The following is a 23,825-nucleotide window of genomic DNA, read 5'->3' on the forward strand; positions in this document are numbered from 1 at the left end:
TTGTCTCTAGGCGTTGAGGAGGGTCAGCCCTTCGATGTTCCGCTGATCGAGGCCACGCGCATAGGCAAGCAGCTCTTCGAAATCGAGGTCGATATGCTCGCGCGCATGGCGCTGGGCAGCGCGCATGTCGGCGCCCTTCAAGAGCCGCACATAGGTTTCGTGGAGATCTTCGGCCGGCACCGGCTCGTTGCGGGCCCGCTGGTGCAGGGCAAAGTACATCTGCAGCCGGCTGGTCAGCCGCTGCCAGGTTTCCAGCAGCACCGAATTGTCGGCCCATTCATAGATCAGCCCGTGCAATTGCAGTGCGGTCTCGATCTGGCGGGTGGTGTCGCGCGCGCGCGTTGCCTGCTTCACCGCTTCGTGGCGGCGGTCGAGTTCATCGAAGAAGCGCTGGTCGCGCAGCTTCCATGTCCGCTCGATGGCGAATTCATCGAGCACCTTGTTCAGCGAGTAGGCGTCGTCAATGTCCTTGGCGGTGACATCGATGACGAAGGTGCCGGCATAGGGAATGCTGGTCAGGATGCCTTCCTGCACCAGCTCGCGCATAGCTTCGCGCAAAGGCGCGCGGCTGACCCGCATCTGCTCGGCGATCCTCAGCTCGCTCAGCTTTTGGCCGGGTTCCAGCTGGCCGGTCAGGATCGCCCGCCGCAACAGCGCAACGATCTCGGCCCGGCGTGTCGTATCCGCGATCGGATTGAAGTCCAGCTTGGCCATTCCGTCACTCCAGCGAGAGCCGGAAACAGACAAGCAGATTGTCGACAATCCTACAATATGTCTGTTCCGGATTCTTGTGCCTTGCGGTTACCCCAAAAACGGCGTGCGGCGCTCCATAAAAAAACGGCGCCCTCGGCGTGGAAGCCGAAGGCGCCGCAGGACCGGGGCTGATGGGGGTTATCAGCTGGCCGGTTTCTCCTGGGGCAACGGCGAGATCGGCATTCCTGGTCCGATTTTCTGCAGATTGCCCGTTATCACCTGGTCGCCTTCGGCAACGCCGCTGAGGACCGCCACAAGGTCGCCGCTGGTCGCGCCAAGCGAGACGATGCGCTGGTCGACCGTGTTGCCCTTGCCGACGACATAGACATATTTGCCGAGCTGGCTCGAACCCAGCGCCACCTGCGGCACCATCAGCGCGTCGGGCAGCTGCTTGATGTGCAGCCGCACGCGGACATACTGGCCCGGCAGCAGCGAGAACTTCGCATTGCCGATGGTGGCGCGCGCCGTAATCGTGCCGGTCGAGTGGTCGACCGTGTTGTCGATGAAGGTGAGTTCGCCCTTCTGGCTGGCTTCGGTCTCGCCGGGCAGCAGCACCTCGACCTCGATCGGGCCGGCGGCCCGGGCCTGTTCGATTTCGGCCAGATCCGTCTCGCTCGGATTGAAGGTGACGTAGATCGGGTCGAGCTGCACCAGCGTGTTCAGCACCGTACCGGCGACGCTGACCAGCGTGCCGACCGAAGCCTGGTTGCGGCCGACGCGGCCGGCAAACGGAGCGTGGATTTCGGCGTAGCTCAAATTGAGCTCGGCCGTGCGCACCGCCGCCTGGTTGACGGCAAGCGACGCTTCGGCCTGACGCAAGGTGCTCGTGCGCTGGTCGAACCCATCCTTGGCCAGATAACCGCTCTTGGCGAGTTCGGAGCCGCGGCCGAGATTGGAGCGTGCATAGTCGAGGCTCGCCTGGTCGCGCTGCACTTCGGCCTTGGCCTGGTCGAGAGCCGCCTTGAAGTCGTCGGGCGAGATCTTGTAGAGCAGATCACCCTGGCGCACATCCGCGCCGTCCTCAGCCGTCTGCTCCTGCAGATAACCGGGCACGCGGGCCTGCAAGGTGACGCTGCGGATCGCCTCGATGCGGGCGGCGTAGTCGAGATAGATCGGGATCGTCTTCTTGACCACGCTCGTCACCGGCACCGGCATGACGAATGCCGCAGGTGCTGCCGTCGCTGCCGCCGTGCCGGCATTGAGGCTGAGATTGCCCATGTCGAGGAAGTGGACGCTTGCCACCGAGATCGCTCCCAGGGCGACGGCCGTTCCCAAAGCTATTTTCCATTTACGCATTTTGGTCTCCAATTCTATTCGGCTGCTTCGGCCAGGCGCATCGGCGCTGGTTCGGCAGTCGGTTCATTATTGTCCTGGTCATGAGCAGCGTTCGGTTCGCTGCGCACGCGGCCTTCGCGCAGCTGTTCGATGACCGCGTAGAAGACTGGCACGAACACCAGCGACAGGATGGTCGCCGCGACCATGCCGCCAAACACGGTGGTGCCGATCGACTGCCGGCTTGCCGCACCCGCACCCGTCGCAAACATCAGCGGCAGCACGCCGAGGATGAAGGCGAAGGCCGTCATCAGGATCGGCCGCAGCCTCAGCCGCGCGGCTTCCATTGCCGCGTCGACAATGCTCAGTCCCTCCTCGCGCCGCCGCCTTGCAAACTCGACGATCAGGATCGCGTTCTTGGCGGCGAGGCCGATCAGCATGACGAAGCCGATCTGCGAGTAGACGTCGATCTGCATGCCGCGCAAGAACAGGGCTGCGAAGGCGCCGAACAGGGCCAGTGGCACCGCCAGCAGCACCATGAACGGCATCGCCCAGCTCTCATACTGCATCGCCAGGATCAGGAAGACGAAGACGATGGCGAGGCCGAAGACGACCGACGCTATCGATCCTGCCTTGAGCTCCTGGAAGGTGATGCCGGTCCATTCGAAACCGAAATCCCTGGGCAAAGCGGTGGCGGCGGCCCGTTCCATCGCGGCAACCGCCTGGCCCGACGAGAAGCCGGGGGCTGCGCCGCCATTGATCGTGGCCGAGGCGTTGTTGTTGTAGTGCGGCACGGTTTCCGGGCCGACGAACGGCACCAGTTTGCCCAGTGTGCTCAGCGGCACCATGCCGCCGGAGGCGTTGCGCACATAGAGCCGCGAAAGGTCGCCTGCGTCGGCACGTGCATCCTTGTCGGCCTGGATGGTCACCCGGAAGGTGCGGCCGAACAGGTTGAAGTCGTTGACGTAGAGCGAGCCGAGATAGATCTGCAGCGTGTTGAAGACGTCGGGCAGGTTGAGGCCGAGCAGTTTGGCCTTGCTGCGGTCGAGGTCGTAGTTGAACTGCGGCGTCGAGGTCGAGAACGGCGAGAACAGCTGCTGCGGATTGATTTCCGGCTGCTTGCGCGCCTCGGCGATCACGGCTTGCGTCGCGTCGTTGAGGGCTGAACTGCCGCGCCCGGTGAGATCCTCGACGACGAATTCGAAGCCGCCCGTGGTGCCGATACCCGGGATCGAAGGCGGATCGAAGGACAGCGCGAAGGCTTCCGGAATCTGCATCAGCTTGCCGCGCACGTCGGCGACGAGCTTCGACGCGCTCTGGTCGGGGCCGCGCTCTTCCCACGGCTTCAGGATGGCGAACTCGACAGCCGAGTTCGACTGCGCGGCACTGGTCAGGAAGTTCAGGCCGCTGATCGAGCCGACAATCTCGACGCCGGGCGTAGCTTGGAGGATGTCGCGCGCCTTCTGGGCCACCGCGTCGGTGCGTTCCAGCGAGGCGCCGTCAGGCAGCTGGATGACGACGAAGAAGTAACCCTGGTCCTCGACCGGAAGGAAGGTCGAGGGCAGCTTCTGCCAGACGAAGTAGGTGGCGACCAGGCCGGCCGCGAACAGACCGAGCATGATCCAGCGCAGCCGGATGAGGATGCGTACGCCATGGGCATAGGCATGCGACAGCCTATCGAAACCCGTGTTGAACCAGCGGAACGGGGCGAACTGCGTCTCCCCGCGATGGCGCAGGAAGGCGGCACTCAGCGCCGGGCTGAGCGTCAGCGAGTTGAAGGCGGATATGCCGACCGAAATCGCCACCGTCAGCGCGAACTGATTGTAGAGCTTGCCGGAGACGCCAGGAATGAAGGCGACGGGCACGAAGACGGCCATCAGCACCGCGGTGGTGGCGATGATCGGTCCGGTGACCTCGGCCATCGCGGCCTTGGTCGCCGCCAGCGGTTTGAGGCCCGCCTCCAATTGTCGCTCGACATTCTCGACCACCACGATGGCGTCGTCGACGACGAGGCCGATGGCCAGCACCATGCCGAGCAGGGAGAGCATGTTGAGCGAGAAGCCCATCATTTCCATGACCACCATCGTCGCCACCAGCGACACCGGAATGGCGATGGTCGGGATGATCGTCGTGCGCCAGCTCTGCAGGAAGATGAACACCACGGCCACGACCAGCACCAGCGCTTCGCCAAGCGTGATCAGCACGTCATGCATCGATGCCGACACGAAGCGCGTGGTGTCGTAGTGCATGGCGTAGCTGACGCCCTTGGGAAAACGGGCCGACAGTTCCTGCATCTTGTCCTTGACGTGCTGCTGCAGATCGAGCGCGTTGGAACCCGGCATCTGGTAGACGGCGAGCACCACCGTCGGGTCCTTGCCGAAGAAGGCCGACGACGAATATTGCAGCGCGCCGAGCTCGATGCGGGCGACGTCGCGGAGCCGCACCAGCGAGCCGGTGCCGGTGTTGGCGCGCACGACGATGTCGCCGAACTCCTTGGGGTCGCTCAGGCGGCCGACGGCGTTGACCTGCATCTCGAAGGCGGTGCCGGCGGGCGCCGGCGACTGGCCGATCTTGCCGGCGGCCACCTGGACGTTCTGTTCCGAGATGGCATTCTGGACGTCGACGGCGGTGATGCCAAGATTGGCGAGCTTGTCCGGGTCGAGCCAGACGCGCATCGAGTAGCGGCGCTCGCCGAATATCTGGACGTCGCCGACGCCAGGCAGCCGCTTCAGCGGATCGACGACCTGCAGATAGGCGAGGTTACTCAGCGCCACCGGATCGACCGAACTGTCGGGCGAGGTCAGGTTGACGATGAGGACGAAATTTGGGTTCTGCTTCTTGATCGTCACGCCGCCCTGGTTGACGATCGCCGGCAGCGAGGAGGCCGCTTGCGAGACGCGGTTCTGGACGTCGACGGCCGCGGTGCTCAAGGAATAGCCGACATCGAAGGTGATGGTGATGGTCGAGGAGCCGTCATTGGAGCTCGACGACGACATGTAGGTCATGCCTTCGACGCCGTTGATCTGCTGCTCCAGCGGCGTCGTCACCGTATCGGCGACCACTTGCGCGCTGGCGCCCGGATAATGCGCGCTGACCACGACCTGCGGCGGCGTGATGTCGGGAAACTGCGAAACCGGCAAAAGGAAATAACAAATCGTCCCGGCGAGCACCATGATGATGGCGATCGCCGAGGCGAAGATCGGACGATGAATGAAAAAATTTACCACGACACGCAAACCTCTTTAGAAGAACCGGCCTCTTTAAAAGAACGGACAGACCGGGACAGCCGCCTGCCGCGCACCGAACCCGGGTCCTGCAAAAAATACGAAGACGGCGCCGCGCCGCTGAGGCCCTGCTCATCGGCCACGGTCCTCAGCATCGCTTCGAAGGCGCGCGGGTTGACGCGGTCCGCTTTCATCACCAGCCGGATCATCGGATCCCGGATGGCTTCATCGATGGTCAAATCCTTGCGCTGCGACATTGGAGCGTCTCCATTCCAGCGGCCCGCATCGGATGATCGCGAACCGGTTTTCATCTCTTCACCGGCCGGAGCCGCATGACCTGCAATTTTCACCCTTTGTGATCTGGCAGGACCAGTTCACGGCCTTGTTATTGACGGAAGGCTACATAGGTGTTACCAGTAAGTAACATTCGGATAGTTACAGACCGGTAACACCCTAGTCAAGAGGTGAACCGAATTTTTAGGGAGACAAGGAGACTGCGATGGCAGACGGCATTATGGATCGCGTGCGTCCCCGGGATCGAATCCTGGAGACGGCGCAGGACATGTTTCACAAACATGGCATCAAGGGCGTCGGCGTAGACGCCATCACGGAAGCCGCCGGCACCAACAAGATGACGCTCTACCGTCATTTTGAGTCGAAGGACGAACTGATCGTCCAGTGCCTGCGCGCGTCGGCGGCTAAAGGCGCCGCGATGTGGGACCAATTCGAGGCTGAGCATCCCGGCGACAAGCTCGCCCAGTTGCATGCCTGGATTCGCATGGCCGCTGCTTGCCTGGCGGCTGACGGTCGCGGCTGCGACATGGCCAATGCCGCCGCCGAATTGACCGAGCCGGACCATCCCGCCAGGAGCGTGATCAAGGAGCTCAAGAGCGCTCAGCGCGATCGCCTCGTTGCGCTGTGCCGGGATGCGGGCATCGGTCAGGCCGAGCTTCTGGCCGATACGCTGTCGCTGCTGTTCGAAGGGGCGCGCGTCAGCGTGCAGACCATGGGCTGCCAGGGCCCCAGCACGCAGTTCGTGCGCATGGCTGAAGGCCTGATCAGCTCTTTCAGGGCGCGCTGAATTCCAGCTTTCGGAGTTGAGGAGTCCCCATCATCCGGCGGGGCTTTTGGCTATTCTCCGAACTTGCCCGTCAACTCTAATTTAGATTCATTTGAGAATGAAAAAAGCCCGCTGCCGGGAGGAGGTGGCAGCGGGCTCGATTTCGAACGAGATGCGGGAGGAGGTGCACCGCGCTCAGCGTCGGCATCGCATCTGGGAGGAGTAGATGGCCGACACCCAGATGAGTACGGGTTGCCCAATGATTCGGCAACAATGAAAGTTGCATGGCTGCTGTGCAGATTTGCGGCATCTACCCCGACTTGTCGTACAAATCGGAGAAACCGCCACGGCGCGACTTCACTGCACCGGCACGTTTTCCTTGAAGATCAGCCGTGGCTCGATGAACTTCTTCGTCAGGTAGGGCGCGGCGGACGCGATCGAGCCGAGCAGGCGGATCACAGATTGCTCCGCGATCAGCCGCGCATTCTGGTCGATGACGACATCGGCGAGGTCGTCGACGAGATAGCCGCGCGTTTCCTTGGTCAGGTCGTGGCAGATGAAGACCGGCTTCTTCTTTGGCTTGGCCTCGAGCAGCGCTCTCGCCACACCTGAGCGCCCGGCCCCGACGCAATAGATGCCGAGCAGTTCCGGCTCGTTGTGCAGCGCCTGCATCGTTGCTGTGTAGCTGCCTTCGGGTTCGTCATTGATCTCGACCGCACTCGAGACGGTGAGATTGGGGAATTCCTCTGTCAGTACCGACCGAAAACCCATTTCGCGCTCCTCGTGCCCGCGATAGGAACGCGAGCCGACGACCATCGCCAGATGACCCTGGCGGCCGTTGAGGAAGCGCCCCATCAACAGCGCCGCCGTGCGTCCGGCAACCCGGTTGTCGATGCCGACATAGGCCGAACGCGGGGCGGCTGGAACGTCGGAGACCAGCGTGACAAGGCGGATGCCTGCCTCGACCACATCGCGCAATATGTTGCGCGTTCGCGGATGATCGACGGCAATGACGCCGACGCCATTGGCCTTCAGCGACAGATTTTCAACCGCCGCCTGCAGCGCTGCCGGCGAGATGCCGCCGAGATTGTGGATCCGGCACGAGGCGACCAGCGGCAGGCGTCCCGCATAGTCCTCGATGTGCCCGGCGAGGTCGATCATGAAACCGTTGGCGCCGATCGGCAGGAAGAATTCAAGATGCGCCGGCCGCGACGGCAGCGTCACCTGATCGACCACCGGCAAATAGCCGAGCTGCTTGGCCGCCTCCATCACCCGTTGGCGGTTGGCGGCGCTCGCGCCGGCCCGGTTGTTCAGAACCCGGTCGACGGTCGCGGTCGACAGGCCGCAGCTCCTGGCTATGTCGGCAACGGTGGCTTTCATGGCTGCAGTCATAGAGCATGATCCCGAAAAGTGGGAAGCCGGTTTTCTCGGACAAACGGGAACCGTTTTGTCAAAAGGTCATGCTCTACAACGAGTTAGAGCGGATGCGTTTCCGTGCCAGACGGCGCGAAGACGGTTCAGCCGTGCGATGGCCCGCCTTCGATGATGGCGTCGCGGATCTCCTTGTCCGACATCCCGGTGATGATGCGTTCGACCTCGGCCACGCTGGTCTTCTTCGGGTCGATGTCGTCGGCCACCACCTTGCCCCGGCGCATGACGACGATGCGGTCAACCACCTGGAAGACATGGTGGATGTTGTGGGCGATGAAGATGCAGGAATGCCCGGAATCGCGCGCGTTGCGCACGAAGCTCAGCACGCCTTGCGTCTCGGCGACGCCGAGATTGTTGGTCGGCTCGTCGAGGATGATCAGGTCGCTGTCGAAGTGCATGGCGCGCGCGATGGCGACGGCCTGCCGCTCGCCGCCGGACAGGGAGCCGATCGGCGTCGTCGGCGGGATGTTCTTGGAGATGCCGACCTGTTTCAACAGGTCGCGGGCGACATTGTTCATCGCCTCCTGGTCCATGCGGTTCAAAAAGCGCGGCGGTTTGATCGGCTCGCGGCCGAGGAACAGGTTGCGCGCGATCGACAGCTGCGTCACCAGTGCCGAATCCTGGTAGATCGTCTCGATGCCGTGCGCGATGGCGTCGCTGGTGCTGCGCAGATTGACCTTCTTGCCGCGGATGAAAATGTCGCCGCTGGTCAGCGGCACCGCCCCCGACAACACCTTGATCAGCGTCGATTTGCCGGCGCCATTGTCGCCGAGCAGGCCGACGATCTCCCTTTCGTTGACATGAAAATTGGCGTCTTCGAGCGCCTGCACGCGCCCGTAGGACTTTTTGATGTTGGACATGCGGATGAGCGGTTCAGCCATGGTTCTAGGTCCCTGCCTGATGCCGGCGTTCCAGCCATGAGTGCAGCGCCATCATGCCGAGGATGATGGCGCCGATGAAGATGTTGTAGGCCAGCCCGGGCACGCCGATCAGCACGATGCCGTTGCGCATGACGCGCAGGATGAGGATGCCGAGCACGGTGCCGATGATGGTGCCGCGCCCACCGGTCAGCGCCGTGCCGCCGATCACCACCATGGCGATGACTTCGAGCTCGTAGCCGGTGCCGCTGTTGGGGTTGGCGGCCGACGTGCGCAGCGACGAGATGACGCCGGCAAGCGAAGCCATCACCGACGACAGCACGAACAGGCCGATCTTGACGCCGCTGACGTTGACGCCGCGCGCCCTTGCGGCGCCTGGATTGCCGCCGGCTGCCTGGATCCAGTTGCCGGTCCGGCTTTGCGTCAGCACGTAGCCCAGCGCGATGGCCGCCGCGATGAACCAGAAGAGCGACATGTAGATGCGGAACGGGCCGATGAAGAAATCACCGACCAGCGCTTCGGCCAGCCAGCTGCCCTCGGCGCTCCACGTCCGCTGCGGAAAGCCGTCGGTGACGAACAGCGCGGTGCCGCGCACCACCAGCAGCATGCCGAGCGTCACCAGGAAGGATGGGATTTTCAGCTGCGTGACGAACCAGCCATTGACCAGGCCGATGAAGGCCGCGATCAGCAGCGCGGCGAGGAAGCCGACCTCCAGCGAGGTCAGGCCGCTGTTGAACAGCGTCCACATCAGCACCGGCGAAAAGCCGAACAGCGAGCCGACCGACAGATCGAATTCACCCGACGTCATCAACAGCGTCATCGCCAGCGCGATCAGCCCGAGCTCGACGGTGAAGGCCAGCGTGTTGGAGATGTTCTGCGGCGACAGGAAATCGTGGTTGATGCTCCAGAACACCGCGATTTCGACGATGAGCAGAACGAAGGGCCCGAATTCCGGCCTCGCGATCAGGCGTTGGATGAGCGAACGGTTTTCCACTGATAACCCGCGACAGGAAGGGAAAGGCTGAGCCCAGCGCGCAACGCGAAGGGCTCGGCGAAAGACAGTCGCGACCGCGGCTGCGGCCGCGACTGTTGAACGTCTGGGTTATTTGCCGGACAGGATGTCGTCGTAGACCTGCGCGGTGTCCTTTTCATAGAGCGCGCCGGTGATGACGTTGAAGCCCGGGGGAATGCCTGACGCCGCCATGTTGGCCAGCGACAGAGCGACATAGCTGGTCGCCTGCGGGTCCTGCCACTGGCCGGCATTGACGTAGCCGGTCAGCACTTCCTGGGTGGTGTCGAGCGAGTTGCCCCAGCCGACGACCGGGATTTCGCCCGGCTTGATGCCGGCCTGGTCGAACACCCGCTTGATCGAGCCGGTGACCAGATCGCCGAGGCCGATGATTGCCTTGACCTTGGCCTTGTTCGCGGTGAGATAGTCGACCATGCGGTTGATGGCTTCGGCCTGGTCGAGCGTCGCTTCGGTGATCTCATAGGTGATCCCCAGCGGTTCGAAGACGCTCTTGATGCCTTCCTCTTCCTGGACGCCGTAGGTGGCGCCGGGGATTTCGACCGGCATCCAGACGAAGTCGCCCTTCTTCACCAGACCCTTGTCGACCAGATATTGCGCCCAGTGCTTGCCGAAGGTGACGTTGTCGCCGCCGACATAGGCGTCGAAGCTTGCCTTGGGATCGGGCGTGTTGAAGTTGATGATCGGGATCTTGGCGGTGTTGGCTTCCTTGGCGATTTCGATCAGGCTGCCCGGATCGGGGCTGGTGGTGACGATGCCGTCGGCCTTGGCCGAGATCGCGGCGCGCACGGCCTCCTGCTGCGAGGCAACGTCGCCATTGTGGAACGAGGTGTTGACGGTGTTGCCGGTGTCCTTCGCCCATTGCTTGGCGCCGGCCAGGAAGTAGGTCCATACGGGGTCGGCCGGGCCGCCATGCGAAATCCAGTAGAACGTCTTGGCCTGTGCCGCCGCCGGAACGGCCAGCGCCACAATCAAGCCAAGCACGAGTAATCGTAGCCTCGTCAGCATTTGCTTTCCTCCCATGTTGAAAAACGACCTCCACGTCCGACGATGATCCGGGCCATGCCCTTGATCCTCTCCTCCTGCCAGCGCCGACCCGGATGCGCAGAGCATCTTCTTTTGCGGCCGATGGCAAGCCTCCATCCGCCCAATGGATGGTGGCGCGATGCAACGCGCCATCAGCGATCCCATCAGATCGCATCAGTTAGAGGGCGATTCCAGGAAAAGTGTGAAACGGTTTTCCGTCCGGAATTGCGTCAACCAAGAGATAGAGATATTTCCCGGCAAGCAGGCGGGGCTTAAACTCAGGCGCGCGGATTTTCCTGAAAGCGCTCGGCCTGGCGGATGCGCAGCACCTTGTCCAGCCGGTCGAGCGCGAGCGCCAGCACCATCACCGCGCCGATCACGAAGGGGCTCCATGCGGCGTCGATGCCCAACAGGGTCACGCCGCTCAAGATGACCTGGACGATCAGCATGCCGATCACCGCACCGAAGACGGTGCCGCGCCCGCCGGAAAGCGAGGTGCCGCCGATGATCGCCGCGGCAATCGCCATCAGCACGAAACCGCCGCCTTGGTCGACGTCGGTAACGGGAGAGCCAAGCCACAGCGCGCCCGCCAGCCCCGAGACGATGCCCATCAGCACCAGCGTCTGCAGCCGCACAGCACCTGTCGGGATGCCGGCATAGAGCGCCGCCTGCGGATTGCTGCCGACGGCCTGGATCCGGTAGCCGAAGCGGCTGCGGTGAAGCACGAGGTGCATCACCACCGCCATTGTGACGAAGACAAAGACAGCCGTCGGCACAAGGCCGAACAGCTTGCCGTGAACGATCTCAAAGAAGTCGCCGCCTGGGCTGGCCGGAGCTGTCGCTTGCATCTTGACGGCCACCGCCGCCAGGCCCCGGAACATTGCAAAGGTGCCCAGCGTAACGACGATGGCCGGCAGTCGCAGCGCCACCACCAGCAGGCCGTTGACGAGGCCGAGCCCGGCGCCGAGCAGCACGCCGGAAAGGGCGGCAAGCCACGGGTCGATGCCGGCGGCCAGAAGGAATGCGGTGAGAAGGGCCGCGAGATGGAACATCCAGCCGACGGAAAGGTCGATCTCGCGGAGTGCGAGCACGAACACCATGCCGATCGCCAGCATGCCGGGATACGCAGCGGTTTCCAGCAACGACAGCACATTGGCCTCGTCGAGGAAATCCGGCCGGGCAAAGCCTGTAATCGCCACCAGGACAACGAGCCCGATGAGCGGCCTGAGTTCGACGGGCAGGCGAAGGCTGCGCTGCGGGTGGGCAGCCGAACCGGCAAGCTGTAGCATGGGATCCAATCGTGTCATGCCATGGCTCCCACGAGTTTCTTTTTCGGCCGCTCCGCTTCCGGCATCTCGCCGGTGGTGGTCAGTTGCAGCACTGTCCTTCGCTTCATCTCGGCGCCGGACAGCTCGCCGGCGACCCGGCCGCGGTGGAAGACAAGGACGCGGTTGCTGAGGTTGGTCAGTTCGGACGGCTCGACCGAACGCAGCAAAACGATACAGCCATTGGCTGCCATCTGCCGGATCAGCGCATAGATCTTGCGCTTGGCAGCCGCCTCGATACCGCCAGCCGGATTGTCTAGGAGCAGCACTTGCGGCGCCGTCTCCAGCCATTTGGCGACTACGATCTTCTGCTGATCGCCGGCCAGCAGCGAATTCACCGGCGCGTCCGGCAGGCCCTTGATGCGCAGCGCATCGATCTGCCTTGCGGCGGCGGCGATCGCGGCCTTGGGCGAGTAGCGGCGCGACCCCCAGTTGCGGGCGCCGGTAGCGATGTTGCCTATGTTGAAGGCCAGCGACCGGTCGGGCATCAGGCCGTTGCACAGGCGGTTGGCCGGCACCAGGCCGATGCCGCGCCGCGCCGCTTCGGTCGGATTTCCAGGCAAGCCGTAGCCGTCGGGGAGCCGCACCCTGCCGCCTTGCGCCTTGCGCAGGCCAAACAGCATCTCGAACAGGTGTTCAACGCCTGACCCCTCAAGCCCGGCCAAGCCGAGGATCTCGCCGGAGCGGGCGGTGAAGCTGACGCCGGAAATCCGGCCGCCGCTCAGACCCTCCACCGTGATCCGCGGCCTTATCGTGCTGGCATTGGCCGGCAGTGCAGGCGGGAACAGGCTGCCGCGCTGCTGGCCGATCATGGCGTCGATCACATCGGCTTCGCTCAACGCCGAGCGCCCACTTGTCAGCACGTCACGGCCGTTGCGCATCACGGTGACCTGGTCTGCGATCGCAAACACATCCTCCAGCCGGTGCGAGACATAGAGCACGCTCGTGCCCTTGGCCTTGAGGTCACTTAGTACGGTGAACAGGTGCTCGGTCTGGCGCCGGTCGAGCGCAGAATTCGGTTCATCGAGGATCAGCAGCCTCGGGCCTTCCAGAATTGCGCGGCCGAGTTCGACATATTGCCGTTCGCCCATGCCGAGTTGGCCCACAGGAGCGTGGACATCGACGTCGAGCTTGAGTTGCCGAAGCAAGGTGCGGCTGCGTGCCTCCATCTCGCGCCTGGAGACGAAGCCATTGCGCAACGGCTCGCGATTGACGAACAGATTGGCCAGCACCGAGCGGTCGGCAAACAGGCCGAGCCCCTGGTGGACGACGCCGAAGCTGTGCTTGCGTGCAGCGATCGGGCTGTCGACGGTGACCATCTGGTCGCCGACGCGGATGGTGCCGCTGTCGGGCCGGAGCACGCCGGCAAGCACCTTCACCAGCGTCGACTTTCCGGCGCCGCTTTCACCGACGACAGCATGGATGGTCCCCTGTCCGACAGACAGGTTCATATCCCTGAGCGCGACAACGCCGCCATAACGCATGGCGAGATTGCGCACCGATATCATCGGCAAACCGAGCATGCGATTCGGCCCCCACAGACCGCGCCCCGATCCTGGAGCGAATTTCCGATACAGTCACCCGGATTCCGCTAACAAACGGCTTACAGGGACCGGATACGAACGTTTATCGGCTATCCGTTCGTCCCGCTGCTCCGAAATCAGATCAGGTCGGCCTTGGCGAGGTCCCGCATGAGATGGCTGGCGCCGTAGGTCCAGTGCGGGCAATCGGGCGACAGAAGCACGCGGTTCACCAGCGCGCCGAATTTCTCCGACGAGATGGTGACGATGTCGCCGATCTTGTGGGTGAATCCCTTGCCCTTCTCGCCGCGATCCTTCGACGGCACGAACATGGTGCCGAGATAAAGCGCCAAGCCGTCGGGATACTGGTGGTGCGGCCCCATGGCGGCCGCGACCAGCTCTTCGGGCGAACGGCTGATCTCGGCCATCGAGCTCGCGCCCTCCAGCGAAAACCCGTCCTCGCCCTCGACCTTCAGCCGCACCGTGGCGCGCTTGACATCGTCGATGGAAAAGCTTGCGTCGAACAACCGGATGAAGGGCCCAAGCGAGGCCGAGGCATTGTTGTCCTTGGCCTTGCCGAGCAGCAGCGCCGAGCGTCCCTCGACGTCGCGCAGATTGACGTCGTTGCCGATGGTCGCGCCGACGATCTTGCCGGTGCTGGCGGCGATCATGGCGATCTCCGGCTCGGGGTTGTTCCAGGTGGAGACAGGATGCAGCCCGACATCGGCGCCGAAGCCGACGGACGCCATCGGCTGGCATTTGGTGAAGATCTCGGCGTCGGGGCCGATGCCGACTTCCAGATATTGCGACCAGGCGCCGCGCTGGATGAGCTTGGCCTTGATCTCCATCGCTTCGGGCGAGCCGGGCTTCAGCTTGGACAGATCGTGGCCGATCAGCCCGGCAATGTCGGCGCGGATGGCGTCGGCCTTTTCCGCCGAGCCGCGCGCCTGCTCCTCGATGACGCGTTCGAGCAGGCTGACCACGAAGGTCACGCCCGACGCCTTCACCGCCTGCAGGTCGACAGGCGAGAGCAGATAGGGTTTTGCCGGATCGCGGGTGGCCTGAAAACTGTTGGCGGCGATCGCATCGAGCGAGCCGATCGGTTTGCCCTTGGCAGAGCGCACGTGTCCGGCCGGATCGGCCATCTCGCAAATGTCGCGCACGGTGGGTGCGGTGGTCGAGGTGATGTCGAAAACGATGCCGTCGCGCACGGTGACCACCAGAGGATGCGAGGCTTCGCCTGCCCTGGCACGGCCGATGAAGAGCCCGTCGGCGGGAAGCTGCGTTGGGTTCGTCATGGCTTACGGTCCTTTGAATGATCAAGATGCGAGCTGGCCCAAGGGCGCAGCACTTTCACCGGTTTCACGCCAAAGGTCTATCCCGTGGCGCAGGCAATTGTCGGTTCTGACATGACGCCGCTCTTTCAAAAAAATGAAACTGGCACTAGCATTTTCATTTTCCGCATACTCCAGGTGAAGCCTTGCCCGCACCGTTTTCCGTTCCGATCTGGCAGAAGCCGCAGACCGCATCCGCCTTCCAGTCGCTCGTCCCGGCGCCGGTTGACGTTGCCATCATCGGCGGCGGCTTCATGGGCCTGTCGACCGCCTTGCACGCAGCCCGGCTCGGTCTCGGTGTACAGGTGCTGGAGGCTGGCGAGATCGGCCAGGGCGCCTCGGGCCTCAATGGCGGCCAGGTCATTCCCGGCCTGAAATATGATCCCGAATGGCTGCTCGAGCATTTCGGCCCCGAGCGTGGCCAAGCGCTGGTCGATTTCGCCGCCTCGACGGCGGAGACGGTGTTCGATCTCATCCAAGACGAAAAGCTGGCGGTGCCGTTCATGCGCAATGGCTGGATCCAGGCCGCGCATACCGAAACCGCATTGAAAGCGGCGGCGAACAGGGATCGTCAATGGCGGGCGCGTGGCGCCGATGTCCGGCTTCTGAATGAAAGCGAGATCGCAGCTATGACCGGCGCGCAAGGCTATCTCGGCGGCTGGCTCGACCGCCGCGCCGGCATCATCGATCCGCTCGCCTATACAGTGGAACTGGCGCGCATCGCTGCCGCCGCCGGCGCCAGCATTGCCGAGCGGCAAAAGGTGGTGAAACTCCGCAAGGAAGCCGGCCTTTGGCGTGTTTCAACCAAATACGGCGCCGAGGTGCGGGCGAAAGCGGTTGTCCTGGCGACGAACGCCTATACCGATGGACTGCTTCCGGGCCTCGCCGAAACGATCGTGCCGCTGCATTCCTTCCAGGTCGCCACCGCGCCGCTGTCATCCAACCTTGCGGCGACGATCCTGCCGGAAGGGCAGGCGGTGTCCGACTCCAGGCGCATTCTCGTCTACTACCGCAAAACAACCGACGGCCATCTGGTGCTTGGCGGCCGCGGCCGCATGGCGCGGCCGAGGAGCGAGGCCGACTGGGCGCATCTGCAGCGCGCGCTGGTGCGGCTCTATCCGGCCTTGGCCCATATCTCGATCGAGAAACGCTGGTTCGGTCGTGTGGCGATGACGCCGGATCACCTGGCGCACATCCATGAGCCGGAAAAGGGCCTGCTCGCCGTAGTTGGTTGCCAGGGCAGGGGCGTCGGCCTGATGACCGCGCTGGGAAAACGCATGGCGGGCTACCTCGCGGGCGGCGATGTCAATCAATTGCCGTTCCCGCTGTCGCCGATCCGGCCGATCCCGTTCCACGCCTTCCGCCAGGTCGGCGTTGCCGCGACCATCGCCTGGTACCGGATGCTGGACGCGTTCGAGCGTTGATTCAACTTGACAGTTTCACAAATATGAAAAAAGTTAAGTCGATTTCATATTTCTGTCGAGTAGCCCGATGTCGACCGTCGTTGCGTCTGAAGCGCCAGCAGGCTCCGCCCGGGGCTTCCGCTTCGCCATGTTGCTGCCGGGCGGGCTCGTCACCTTCTTCCTGATCCTGTTTGCCCTCGGCCTGGTGCTGTTCCTCGCTTTGCGCGGCAATGACGGCTCGCTGCTCGGCGCCGGCTTCACGGCAGGCAACTTCATCACCGTGGTCTCCGATCCGCTCTACTGGACGGTGACGCTGCGCTCGCTGGTGATCGCCGGCCTGGTGACGCTGGCAACCGTCGTCACCGCCTATCCCGTCGCCTACTATCTCGCCTTCCATGCCGGCCGCCGCCGCAGCCTGCTTTTGTTTCTGGTGACCCTGCCGTTCTGGACCAGCTATCTCCTGCGTGTTTTCGCGTGGAAGATCGTGCTGGCCTACAATGGCGTCTTGAACTCGGCGCTGATCGAAAGCGGCATCTGGTCGGAACCGACGCTGGCCTTCCTCAACACGCCGGCGGCGGTGGTCGTCACGCTGGCGCATGCCTATGCGCCCTTCGCCATCCTGCCGATCTATGTGGCGCTGGACACCATCCCGAAATCGCTGCTCGAAGCCGCCTCCGATCTCGGCGCCAGACCGTTCACGGCGTTTCGCCGCGTCGTCTTGCCCAATTCGATGCCGGGCGTTCTGGCGGCCGCCCTCGTCGTCTTTGTGCCGACGGTCGGCGACTATGTCACCCCGGCCATGGTCGGCGGTCCCGCCAGCACCATGATCGGCACATTGATCCAGTCGCAGTTCGGCAAGGCCAATGACTGGCCGTTCGGGGCGGCACTTTCAGTCTGCGTGATGCTGGTCATCCTCTGCGTGGTGCTGGTCGCACGCGGCGCCGACCGCAAATTCGGCAGCCGCACATGAGCGCGGCGCGGAGAGATGATGGCCGCGGCTGGCTCGGCGTCTATGTGCTTGCCTATCTCGTCTTCCTCTATCTGCCGGTGCTGTTGATCCCGCTGTTTTCCTTCAACAACTCCATCCAGGCCGCGTTTCCGCTGCAGGGCTTCACGCTCGAATGGTATGCCACGCTCTATGGCAATCCGGCGCTGTCCGGCGCGCTTTTGAACAGTCTCGTCATTGGCGTCGTGGCCGCCGCCGGCGCCACGCTCTGCGGCATCACCGTCTCCTATATGGACCTCTACGGTCGTTCGCCGCTCGCCGCCACCATCAGCGCCATCTCCAGGCTGCCGATCCTGATCCCCGGCGTCATCGTCGGCATATCGTTGCTGATCCTCGTCAATCTCATCGGCCTCGGCCCGTCGCGCATCGCCATCGTTCTCGGCCACATACTGGTGGCGCTGCCGACCACCGTGGTGATCATGCGCAGCCGGTTTGCCGCAATTCCGAAAACCATTCGCGAGGCCGCACTCGATCTCGGCGCTTCCGACTGGACGACCTTCCGGCGGGTGATGTTGCCGCTCTCGCTGCCGGCCATCGTCTCGGCCTTCATGCTGGCCTTTCTGATTTCCTTCGACGAGTTCATCGTCGTCTTCTTCCTCGCCGGCACCGAGCCGACGCTGCCGCTCTACATCTGGAGCCAACTGCGTTTTCCTCGCTCGCTGCCTACCGTGATGGCGCTGGGGACAGCTATCCTTGCTGTGTCCGTCATCATCGCCGGCATCGCCGAAATCCTGCGCCATCGCGGGCTGAGCACAGCCCGTNGGCGCCCACCAGTCCAGCCTGAACCATAACAAAAGAGGAGAACCGAAATGGCATTCGACCCGAAATCAATTACTGGGCTGAAATCGATCACTGGCCCGAAATCGATCACTGCAAAGACAGCCCGCACCGGGCTTGCCGCGCTTGCAATCGTCCTGTCGTCGACTGTCGCCTTCGCCGCCGACAAGCTGCAATATTTCACCTGGTCCGGCTATGAACTGCCCGACTTCAACAAGAGCTTCCTGACGGCCCATCCGGATGGCGTCGAGGCCTCGATCTTCGGCGACGACGACGATGCCTTCACCAAGGTCAAGGCCGGCTTCCGCCCCGATATCGCCCATCCCTGCTACGACAAGGTGGCGCGCTGGAACAAGGAAGGCCTGCTGCAGCCGATCGATACCAAGCGCATCAAGAACTGGGATTCGATCTTCCCGGTGTTCAAGAACCTGCCCGACATCCAGGCCGGCGACGGCAAGGTCTGGATGGTGCCGTGGGACTGGGGCAACACCTCGATCCTCTACCGCACCGATCTGGTGAAGAACCCGGAAGCGAGCTGGAACCTTCTGTGGGACAAGCAATATGCCGGCCGCATGGCGACCATCGATGCCGTGCATGACACGCCGATCGTTGCAGCACTTCTGGCCGGCGTAAACCCCTTCGATATGACGCCGGAGCAGATGGACAAGGTGGCGGAAAAATTGCGCGAGCAGCGTCCGCTGCTCTCCAACTACACCACCGACATGACCTCGGTCGAACAGGCGCTGGCCAGCGGCCAGCTGGTCGCCGCCATGACCTGGAACGCGTCGGCAACCTCGCTGAAGAAGCAGGGCGTGCCGGTCGAGTTCATGAAGCCGAAGGAGGGCATGCTGACCTGGGCCTGCGGCTTCGTCATGCTCAAGGACGCCAAAAACGTCGACCTCGCCTATGACTTCATCAACAGCCGGCTCGACGCCGACTCGGGTAAGTACCTGATCCAGGCCTACGGCTATGGCAGCTCGCTGAGCACCGCCTTCGCCGGCGTGGCGAAGGACGAACTGGACAAGCTGCAATTGCCGGCGGACCCGGAGGTGATGCTGAAGACCACCATCTTCACCGGACCGATGAAGCAGAATGACGATGTGGCGAAGATGTTCGAGAAGGTGAAGGCTGGGGGGTGAGCTGAGGCTGGGGTGTCCCCTTCTCCCCTTGTGGGAGAAGGTGGATCGGCGCACAGCGCCGAGACGGATGAGGGGTGTTCCAAGGAACGCCAACGTCTCACTCCGCTGGAACACCCCTCATCCGTCGCCTTCGGCGACACCTTCTCCCACAAGGGGAGAAGGGGGAGCCTATCAACCCCGCGCCGCGCCAATAAAGAGACGAGGACCCACGCATGGACATGCTTGACGACGCAACCGAGAAGCCCAAGGCCGACGCCGACATTCGCGTCGGCCGGCGCGTGCGGGCGCTGCGGCTGGAGCGCAATTTGTCGTTGGCCGAGCTGGCAGCAAAAGCCGGCGTCTCCATCGGTGCGCTGAGCCAGATCGAGCGCGGCCTGTCTTCGCTGCGCGTCAAGGTGATCTGGCCGCTTGCGGCCGCGCTCGACATCGAGCCTTCGGCGCTGATCACCGACGGCAACGAAGCCGCCAACGATCTCTATTGCGTGCGCGCCGACAAAAGGCGGCAGCTCCCGGTCAAGTCGGAAGGCATCGCCAAGGCGCTGCTGTCGCCGCCGGGCGCGGCGCTGACCGGCCTCTTGGTGACGGTGGAAGCCGATGGCGGCACGGCGGAAGCCTATGCGCATATCGGTCACGAGTTCGGCTATGTCCTGTCGGGCGAGGTCGAACTGGTGGTGGACTCGACAAAATACGTGCTGAAGAGCGGCGACTCCTTTGCCTTCAAGAGCACGCTTCTGCACGCCTTCCGCAATCCCGGCACCGAGCCTTGCCAGATCCTCTGGGTCAACACCACCAAGCCGTCCGAGGTTCGCGATGGCGCCTGATGCGCTGGTACGCCTGGACACGGTCTCGAAGGTTTTCCCCGGCGGCATTGTCGGGCTCGACGCCGTCGATCTCGACATTATCAGCGGCGAGTTCATCACCCTGCTCGGGCCCTCGGGCTGCGGCAAGACCACCAGCCTGCGCGTCATTGCCGGTTTCGAGAGCCCGTCGAGCGGCAAGGTGCTGCTCGATGGTCGCGACATCACCGCGCTCAGGCCGTTCGACCGTCCCGTCAACACCGTGTTCCAGGATTATGCGCTGTTCCCGCATATGAACGTCGCCGAGAATGTCGGCTTCGGCCTGTCGCTGCGCAAACTGTCCGGCGCCGAGCAGGCAAAGCGCGTCCGCGAAGCCCTCGACATGGTCGGCCTCGCCGACAAGCTCGGCGCCCGCGTTTCCGAACTGTCGGGTGGCCAGCGCCAGCGCGTCGCGCTCGCCCGAGCCATAGTCTGCGAGCCGCGCGTTCTGTTGCTCGATGAACCGCTGTCGGCGCTCGATGCGCATCTGCGCGAACAGATGCAGGTCGAACTGAAGCGGCTGCAGTCGCGGCTCGGCACCACCTTCGTCATGGTCACCCACGACCAGACCGAAGCGCTGTCGATCTCCGACCGCATCGTCGTCATGAACAAGGGCCGCATCGAGCAGATCGCGCCGCCGGCCACGCTTTACGACCGGCCGGCGACGAAATTCGTCGCAAGCTTCATCGGCACCATGAACCTCTTGCAATCGCGCTTCATCGGCCGCGACGGCGACCGCCTGCGCTTCGCCGCTGGCGGGCTTTCGCTGGAAGCAACATCCGAAACCGGCGACACACCCGGCGAAGGCACTGAGCGCACCATCGGCGTTCGCCCCGAGGACTTGCTGGCCACCACCGATGCCGCCGCCGGCACCGCGCCGGCGCGCGTCAACTCCATCGTCTTCCACGGCCGCACGCTGCGGCTGCATGCTGAGCTGGGGCAGGGATTGCCGGTGGTGATCGATGCGCCGCGCCAGGCCGAGGGCTTTCAATTCAGCGTCGGCGACGTGGCGCATATCAGCCTGCGCCGTGGTGCCAACTGCCCTATGCTGCCAAGCTGATCCAACCCAATCCCTTCATCGACGGTTGGATTTAACCTGCTGTGAAGATCGCCAAGGTGGAATTAAGTGTGAATTGACTCGCAAAGGAACATATTCCTACTTTGCGGGATGCCCGAACTAAGCACCCGACCGCGCCGAAATGTGCAAACCCTCTGCTTGGCGCATGAAGTCGGGCAGCTAATTCGTGTTCGATGTCGGAACTGCAACATCACTCGACACTATCTGCCTGGCGATCTCGCAAAGCTGGTTGGTGATATCCCCTTTTGGGATGTGGAGCGGCACATGCGGTGCGAGCGCTGCAAAGGTCGTGAGCTCGATGCAGGCATCATTCTGCCAAGCGCTGCTGAACGCCTTAAAATTCGCGTCAGACGTCTTGTCGAAATCCGCATGGTTCGCCGGGTAATCTGGCGAGACGACGATTGAGGAGAGCCGATTTCGGGCTAAAACAGAGACCCTTGGGCCGGGGCCCGTGGTGGGAACTTGATCTGTGTGGCTGGCTTCTCAACGATCACCAACGCGTCGTTGGGCGCCGTCCGCTGCAAACGCCGTGCTTCCGACCATGGCGCCGTCAGCCAAGCCTCGGTTTCCTCCGGCGTGGTGAGGATCACGGGCATAGCCTTCTTATGTATCGGCGCAATGAGAGCATTAGGCTTGGTGGTCATGAAGGCGTATAGCTCGAAGTCGCCGGGACCGTCCTTGACCTTTCGCACGCCCTGCCAAGACGTCCAGAAACCAGCGAAGAAGAACAGCGGCCGGCTCTCGCCACGGGCAAACCAGTAATTTCGCTGGATTCCTGTTTCCGGGTCTTTATCGTTCGCCGCAGGGCTGGGCTCGGCAAAGCTGGTCACCGGCACGACACATCTGTGCTCGACGCCCACATATTGCTGCCAGTGCGAATATTGCGGATTGCGAACGTTGGTGGTGCCGTAGTCGGCCTTACCTTTCATGCGCTCGGGCGGCGTTGGCAAACCCCAAAGCAGTTTCGCCAGTTCACGCTCCCCATCCGCCCTGTTGCGAACGACCAGCCCAGGTTGATTGGGATAGACATCAAGCGAAGGTTCGAGGTTGCCGCTGATATCGCGCAATGTGCGGGTCCATTGGCGGACCGCCTCTTGCGTCGTCGTGATGTTGTAGAGGTTGCACATGCACCCAGCATTGCGGAATTGGCTTTTGTCTGCAACCGAAGTCGCTGTCCGACGCCGCCGCAATCGTCGTCACATAGCCGCGCTATATCATCGTCCTGACACACCTTGTCAGCTGTCGTGCGGGTAAAGGTGGCGGGCCGGCAAGCGCTTCCCTACTTCAAACCAGTCGGAACAGGAGGAACACACATGACCATCGCGGATGTTGCCAAGGATTTCACCGAAATGCTCCAGCAGGGGGATCACCTGGGTGCTGGTGAAAAGTACAATGCCGATGATATCGTCAGCCTCGAAGCGATGGAGGGGCCGATGGCCATTGCCCGTGGCAAGGAAGCTCTCAGGCAAAAGGGCGAATGGTGGCAAGCGAACCACGAAGTCCATGGCGGCTCTGTCGAAGGCCCCTATGTCAACGGCGACCAGTTCGCGGTGCGCTTCAAGTTCGACATAACGCCCAAGGCCACCGGCGAACGGGTCACCATGGACGAGGTTGGCCTGTACACGGTCAAGAACGGCAAGATCACAGAACAGCGCTTCTACTACTGAGCCCGGGTGCCGTCGGGTTCCGGCGCGCTTCGCTGCACGACCCAAAAACCAGGCGGCCGGGACAAAGTCCTGGCCGCAGTGGGAAAAGCTCAAATGGTCTTCACATACTGCGCCAACTGATCGGCCACCGTGCCCCAGCCGTCGAAGAACCCCATCTCTTCATGATTGTTGCGGGTAGCCTCGTCGCGATGGATGGCCGTTGCCGTGTAGCTCGTGCCCTTGTCATCCGACTGAAGCGAAATGACTGCGGTGATGAAGGGCTCGCCGGAGGGCCGATAGCCCGGCAGCAGCGCATCGGTCCACACCAGCCGCTCGTTCGGCACGATCTCGAGATAGCAGCAATGGCGGTCGTTGACCTCCTTGCCGTCGGGCGATTGCATGCGCGTCCGGAACAGTCCGCCCGGACGAAGGTCGATCTCGCAATCGGTGATCAGCCAGGGCTTGGGCGTGAACCATTGCTTGACATGCTCCGGCACCGTCATCGCGCTCCACAAGAGTTCGCGCGGCGCGTCGAGCTTGCGCTCCAGCACAAGGTCCAGTCTGGGGTCGGGCTTGAAGGGATAGCTCACTTTTCTTGCTCCTTGAGGCTCATCACATAGGCGTCGAATTGATCGAGTCGGCGCTCCCACAGGGTGCGCTGTTCGGCCAGCCAGTTTTCGGCGAGCTGCAGCGGTTCGGGCGCCAGCTGATAGGTCCTGGTGCGGCCGATTTTTTCCGATCGCACCAGACCGCAGCCTTCCAGCACTTTCAGATGCTCGATGAAGGAAGGCAGCGCCATCTCGAAAGGCTGCGCCAACTCGCTGACCGAGGCCGGACTGCGGTTCAACCGCTCGACCACGCGCCGCCGCGTCGGGTCAGCCAGCGCGCGGAAGATGCCGTCGATCGGCGGGAGACTTGTAGTTGGGGCGTGGAGGCTTGGCATGGGCGATCCTGAGGTCGGTCGACGGGTATAGAAAGATACTTAGGAAAATTCCTTAGTATTGGCAAGCCCTAAAAATGGGCTGATGTGACCGGGGTGCTGGCAAAGCGGGAAGGACGGTTTTAGGCTGTCCGGCGGATTCGACCATCA

General features: G+C 63.2%; 22 protein-coding genes. 8 read left to right on the top strand and 14 right to left on the bottom strand.

Translation table 11 applies throughout. The annotated features are described in order from the left end of the window. Positions 1 to 6: 6 nt before the first annotated feature. The 4 genes from X771_RS158360 to X771_RS158345 all read right to left on the bottom strand — a co-directional run bounded on the left by X771_RS158360 (position 7) and on the right by X771_RS158345 (position 5,506). Positions 7 to 714 carry a GntR family transcriptional regulator gene (locus X771_RS158360; RefSeq protein ID WP_023687078.1) on the bottom strand — a complete coding sequence of 236 codons (708 nt, stop codon included), beginning with the start codon at positions 712 to 714 and terminating at the stop codon, positions 7 to 9. A gap of 180 nt (positions 715 to 894) precedes the next feature. Next, the gene (locus X771_RS158355; protein WP_023687079.1) at positions 895 to 2,049 is read right to left on the bottom strand and encodes an efflux RND transporter periplasmic adaptor subunit; all 1,155 of its coding nucleotides are present in this window, start codon (positions 2,047 to 2,049) and stop codon (positions 895 to 897) included. A gap of 14 nt (positions 2,050 to 2,063) precedes the next feature. Next, the gene (locus X771_RS158350) at positions 2,064 to 5,252 is read right to left on the bottom strand and encodes a multidrug efflux RND transporter permease subunit (protein ID WP_023687080.1); all 3,189 of its coding nucleotides are present in this window, start codon (positions 5,250 to 5,252) and stop codon (positions 2,064 to 2,066) included. Continuing rightward, positions 5,246 to 5,506: a hypothetical protein gene (locus X771_RS158345; RefSeq protein ID WP_023687081.1), complete on the bottom strand. Its 261-nt coding sequence runs from the start codon at positions 5,504 to 5,506 to the stop codon at positions 5,246 to 5,248. The genes X771_RS158350 and X771_RS158345 overlap by 7 nt, the downstream gene beginning before the upstream one ends. 242 nt (positions 5,507 to 5,748) lie before the next feature. On the opposite strand from X771_RS158345, the gene X771_RS158340 reads away from it, so the two are divergent. After that, complete coding sequence (locus X771_RS158340) at positions 5,749 to 6,330, top strand: TetR/AcrR family transcriptional regulator (RefSeq protein ID WP_023687082.1); 582 nt, start codon at positions 5,749 to 5,751, stop codon at positions 6,328 to 6,330. Between the two features lie 336 nt (positions 6,331 to 6,666). On the opposite strand, the gene X771_RS158335 is transcribed toward X771_RS158340, so the two are convergent. From X771_RS158335 to X771_RS158305, 7 genes are all read right to left on the bottom strand, one after another. Further along, a complete protein-coding gene (locus X771_RS158335; protein ID WP_023668516.1) occupies positions 6,667 to 7,689 on the bottom strand; it encodes a LacI family DNA-binding transcriptional regulator in 1,023 nt (340 codons plus the stop codon). 137 nt (positions 7,690 to 7,826) lie between these two features. Then, complete coding sequence (locus X771_RS158330; protein WP_023668515.1) at positions 7,827 to 8,621, bottom strand: ATP-binding cassette domain-containing protein; 795 nt, start codon at positions 8,619 to 8,621, stop codon at positions 7,827 to 7,829. A 4-nt stretch (positions 8,622 to 8,625) separates the two neighbouring features. Beyond that, entirely contained in the window at positions 8,626 to 9,612 is a 987-nt protein-coding gene (locus X771_RS158325) for an ABC transporter permease (protein ID WP_023668514.1), read from the bottom strand. Between the two features lie 108 nt (positions 9,613 to 9,720). Further along, on the bottom strand, positions 9,721 to 10,653 hold the full coding sequence (locus tag X771_RS158320) for a substrate-binding domain-containing protein (protein WP_023687083.1): 933 nt from the start codon (positions 10,651 to 10,653) through the stop codon (positions 9,721 to 9,723). A gap of 296 nt (positions 10,654 to 10,949) precedes the next feature. Beyond that, complete coding sequence (locus X771_RS158315) at positions 10,950 to 11,978, bottom strand: ABC transporter permease (protein ID WP_198025811.1); 1,029 nt, start codon at positions 11,976 to 11,978, stop codon at positions 10,950 to 10,952. Further along, positions 11,975 to 13,519, bottom strand: a complete 1,545-nt coding sequence (locus tag X771_RS158310; protein WP_050587401.1) for a sugar ABC transporter ATP-binding protein — start codon at positions 13,517 to 13,519, stop codon at positions 11,975 to 11,977. Before X771_RS158310 ends, X771_RS158315 begins: the two co-directional genes overlap by 4 nt. Before the next feature lie 137 nt (positions 13,520 to 13,656). Beyond that, positions 13,657 to 14,814, bottom strand: coding sequence for a fumarylacetoacetate hydrolase family protein (locus X771_RS158305; RefSeq protein ID WP_023687086.1), 1,158 nt, complete (start codon positions 14,812 to 14,814; stop codon positions 13,657 to 13,659). Between the two features lie 182 nt (positions 14,815 to 14,996). Here X771_RS158305 and X771_RS158300 point away from each other — a divergent pair, with 182 nt between their 5' ends. From X771_RS158300 to X771_RS158280, 6 genes are all read left to right on the top strand, one after another. Then, a complete protein-coding gene (locus tag X771_RS158300; RefSeq protein WP_023687087.1) occupies positions 14,997 to 16,274 on the top strand; it encodes an FAD-binding oxidoreductase in 1,278 nt (425 codons plus the stop codon). A 67-nt stretch (positions 16,275 to 16,341) separates the two neighbouring features. Next, positions 16,342 to 17,223 carry an ABC transporter permease gene (locus X771_RS158295; RefSeq protein WP_023687088.1) on the top strand — a complete coding sequence of 294 codons (882 nt, stop codon included), beginning with the start codon at positions 16,342 to 16,344 and terminating at the stop codon, positions 17,221 to 17,223. Next, a complete protein-coding gene (locus X771_RS0133455) occupies positions 17,220 to 18,050 on the top strand; it encodes an ABC transporter permease (RefSeq protein WP_031199240.1) in 831 nt (276 codons plus the stop codon). Before X771_RS158295 ends, X771_RS0133455 begins: the two co-directional genes overlap by 4 nt. An 18-nt stretch (positions 18,051 to 18,068) precedes the next feature. Continuing rightward, positions 18,069 to 19,175 (top strand): ABC transporter substrate-binding protein, encoded by a 1,107-nt coding sequence (locus X771_RS158290; RefSeq protein ID WP_023668506.1) that lies wholly within the window; start codon positions 18,069 to 18,071, stop codon positions 19,173 to 19,175. A gap of 212 nt (positions 19,176 to 19,387) precedes the next feature. Next, the gene (locus tag X771_RS158285; RefSeq protein WP_023687089.1) at positions 19,388 to 19,996 is read left to right on the top strand and encodes a cupin domain-containing protein; all 609 of its coding nucleotides are present in this window, start codon (positions 19,388 to 19,390) and stop codon (positions 19,994 to 19,996) included. Then, positions 19,986 to 21,071 (top strand): ABC transporter ATP-binding protein, encoded by a 1,086-nt coding sequence (locus X771_RS158280; RefSeq protein ID WP_023687090.1) that lies wholly within the window; start codon positions 19,986 to 19,988, stop codon positions 21,069 to 21,071. The genes X771_RS158285 and X771_RS158280 overlap by 11 nt, the downstream gene beginning before the upstream one ends. 440 nt (positions 21,072 to 21,511) lie before the next feature. Here the strand turns inward: X771_RS158280 and X771_RS158275 are convergent, their stop codons facing one another. Then, positions 21,512 to 22,216 carry an SOS response-associated peptidase gene (locus X771_RS158275; protein ID WP_023687091.1) on the bottom strand — a complete coding sequence of 235 codons (705 nt, stop codon included), beginning with the start codon at positions 22,214 to 22,216 and terminating at the stop codon, positions 21,512 to 21,514. Between the two features lie 186 nt (positions 22,217 to 22,402). Between X771_RS158275 and X771_RS158270 the strand changes: the two genes are divergently transcribed. Beyond that, a complete protein-coding gene (locus X771_RS158270; protein WP_023687092.1) occupies positions 22,403 to 22,756 on the top strand; it encodes a nuclear transport factor 2 family protein in 354 nt (117 codons plus the stop codon). 89 nt (positions 22,757 to 22,845) lie between these two features. Here the strand turns inward: X771_RS158270 and X771_RS158265 are convergent, their stop codons facing one another. Further along, complete coding sequence (locus tag X771_RS158265) at positions 22,846 to 23,325, bottom strand: SRPBCC family protein (RefSeq protein WP_023687093.1); 480 nt, start codon at positions 23,323 to 23,325, stop codon at positions 22,846 to 22,848. Continuing rightward, positions 23,322 to 23,678 (bottom strand): metalloregulator ArsR/SmtB family transcription factor, encoded by a 357-nt coding sequence (locus X771_RS158260; protein WP_023687094.1) that lies wholly within the window; start codon positions 23,676 to 23,678, stop codon positions 23,322 to 23,324. The genes X771_RS158265 and X771_RS158260 overlap by 4 nt, the downstream gene beginning before the upstream one ends. Positions 23,679 to 23,825: the final 147 nt, after the last annotated feature.

The sequence above is a fragment of the Mesorhizobium sp. LSJC269B00 genome (assembly GCF_000502815.1).
GTDB lineage: Bacteria > Pseudomonadota > Alphaproteobacteria > Rhizobiales > Rhizobiaceae > Mesorhizobium.

Coding starts and splice junctions, on each gene's coding strand:
- X771_RS158360 (WP_023687078.1), bottom strand. CDS start 714: ATGGCCAAGCTGGACTTCAATCCGATCGCGGATACGACACGCCGGGCC.
- X771_RS158355 (WP_023687079.1), bottom strand. CDS start 2,049: ATGCGTAAATGGAAAATAGCTTTGGGAACGGCCGTCGCCCTGGGAGCG.
- X771_RS158345 (WP_023687081.1), bottom strand. CDS start 5,506: ATGTCGCAGCGCAAGGATTTGACCATCGATGAAGCCATCCGGGATCCG.
- X771_RS158340 (WP_023687082.1), top strand. CDS start 5,749: ATGGCAGACGGCATTATGGATCGCGTGCGTCCCCGGGATCGAATCCTG.
- X771_RS158335 (WP_023668516.1), bottom strand. CDS start 7,689: ATGAAAGCCACCGTTGCCGACATAGCCAGGAGCTGCGGCCTGTCGACC.
- X771_RS158330 (WP_023668515.1), bottom strand. CDS start 8,621: ATGGCTGAACCGCTCATCCGCATGTCCAACATCAAAAAGTCCTACGGG.
- X771_RS158320 (WP_023687083.1), bottom strand. CDS start 10,653: ATGCTGACGAGGCTACGATTACTCGTGCTTGGCTTGATTGTGGCGCTG.
- X771_RS158315 (WP_198025811.1), bottom strand. CDS start 11,978: ATGACACGATTGGATCCCATGCTACAGCTTGCCGGTTCGGCTGCCCAC.
- X771_RS158310 (WP_050587401.1), bottom strand. CDS start 13,519: ATGCTCGGTTTGCCGATGATATCGGTGCGCAATCTCGCCATGCGTTAT.
- X771_RS158305 (WP_023687086.1), bottom strand. CDS start 14,814: ATGACGAACCCAACGCAGCTTCCCGCCGACGGGCTCTTCATCGGCCGT.
- X771_RS158295 (WP_023687088.1), top strand. CDS start 16,342: ATGTCGACCGTCGTTGCGTCTGAAGCGCCAGCAGGCTCCGCCCGGGGC.
- X771_RS158290 (WP_023668506.1), top strand. CDS start 18,069: ATGGCATTCGACCCGAAATCAATTACTGGGCTGAAATCGATCACTGGC.
- X771_RS158285 (WP_023687089.1), top strand. CDS start 19,388: ATGGACATGCTTGACGACGCAACCGAGAAGCCCAAGGCCGACGCCGAC.
- X771_RS158280 (WP_023687090.1), top strand. CDS start 19,986: ATGGCGCCTGATGCGCTGGTACGCCTGGACACGGTCTCGAAGGTTTTC.
- X771_RS158275 (WP_023687091.1), bottom strand. CDS start 22,216: ATGTGCAACCTCTACAACATCACGACGACGCAAGAGGCGGTCCGCCAA.
- X771_RS158270 (WP_023687092.1), top strand. CDS start 22,403: ATGACCATCGCGGATGTTGCCAAGGATTTCACCGAAATGCTCCAGCAG.
- X771_RS158260 (WP_023687094.1), bottom strand. CDS start 23,678: ATGCCAAGCCTCCACGCCCCAACTACAAGTCTCCCGCCGATCGACGGC.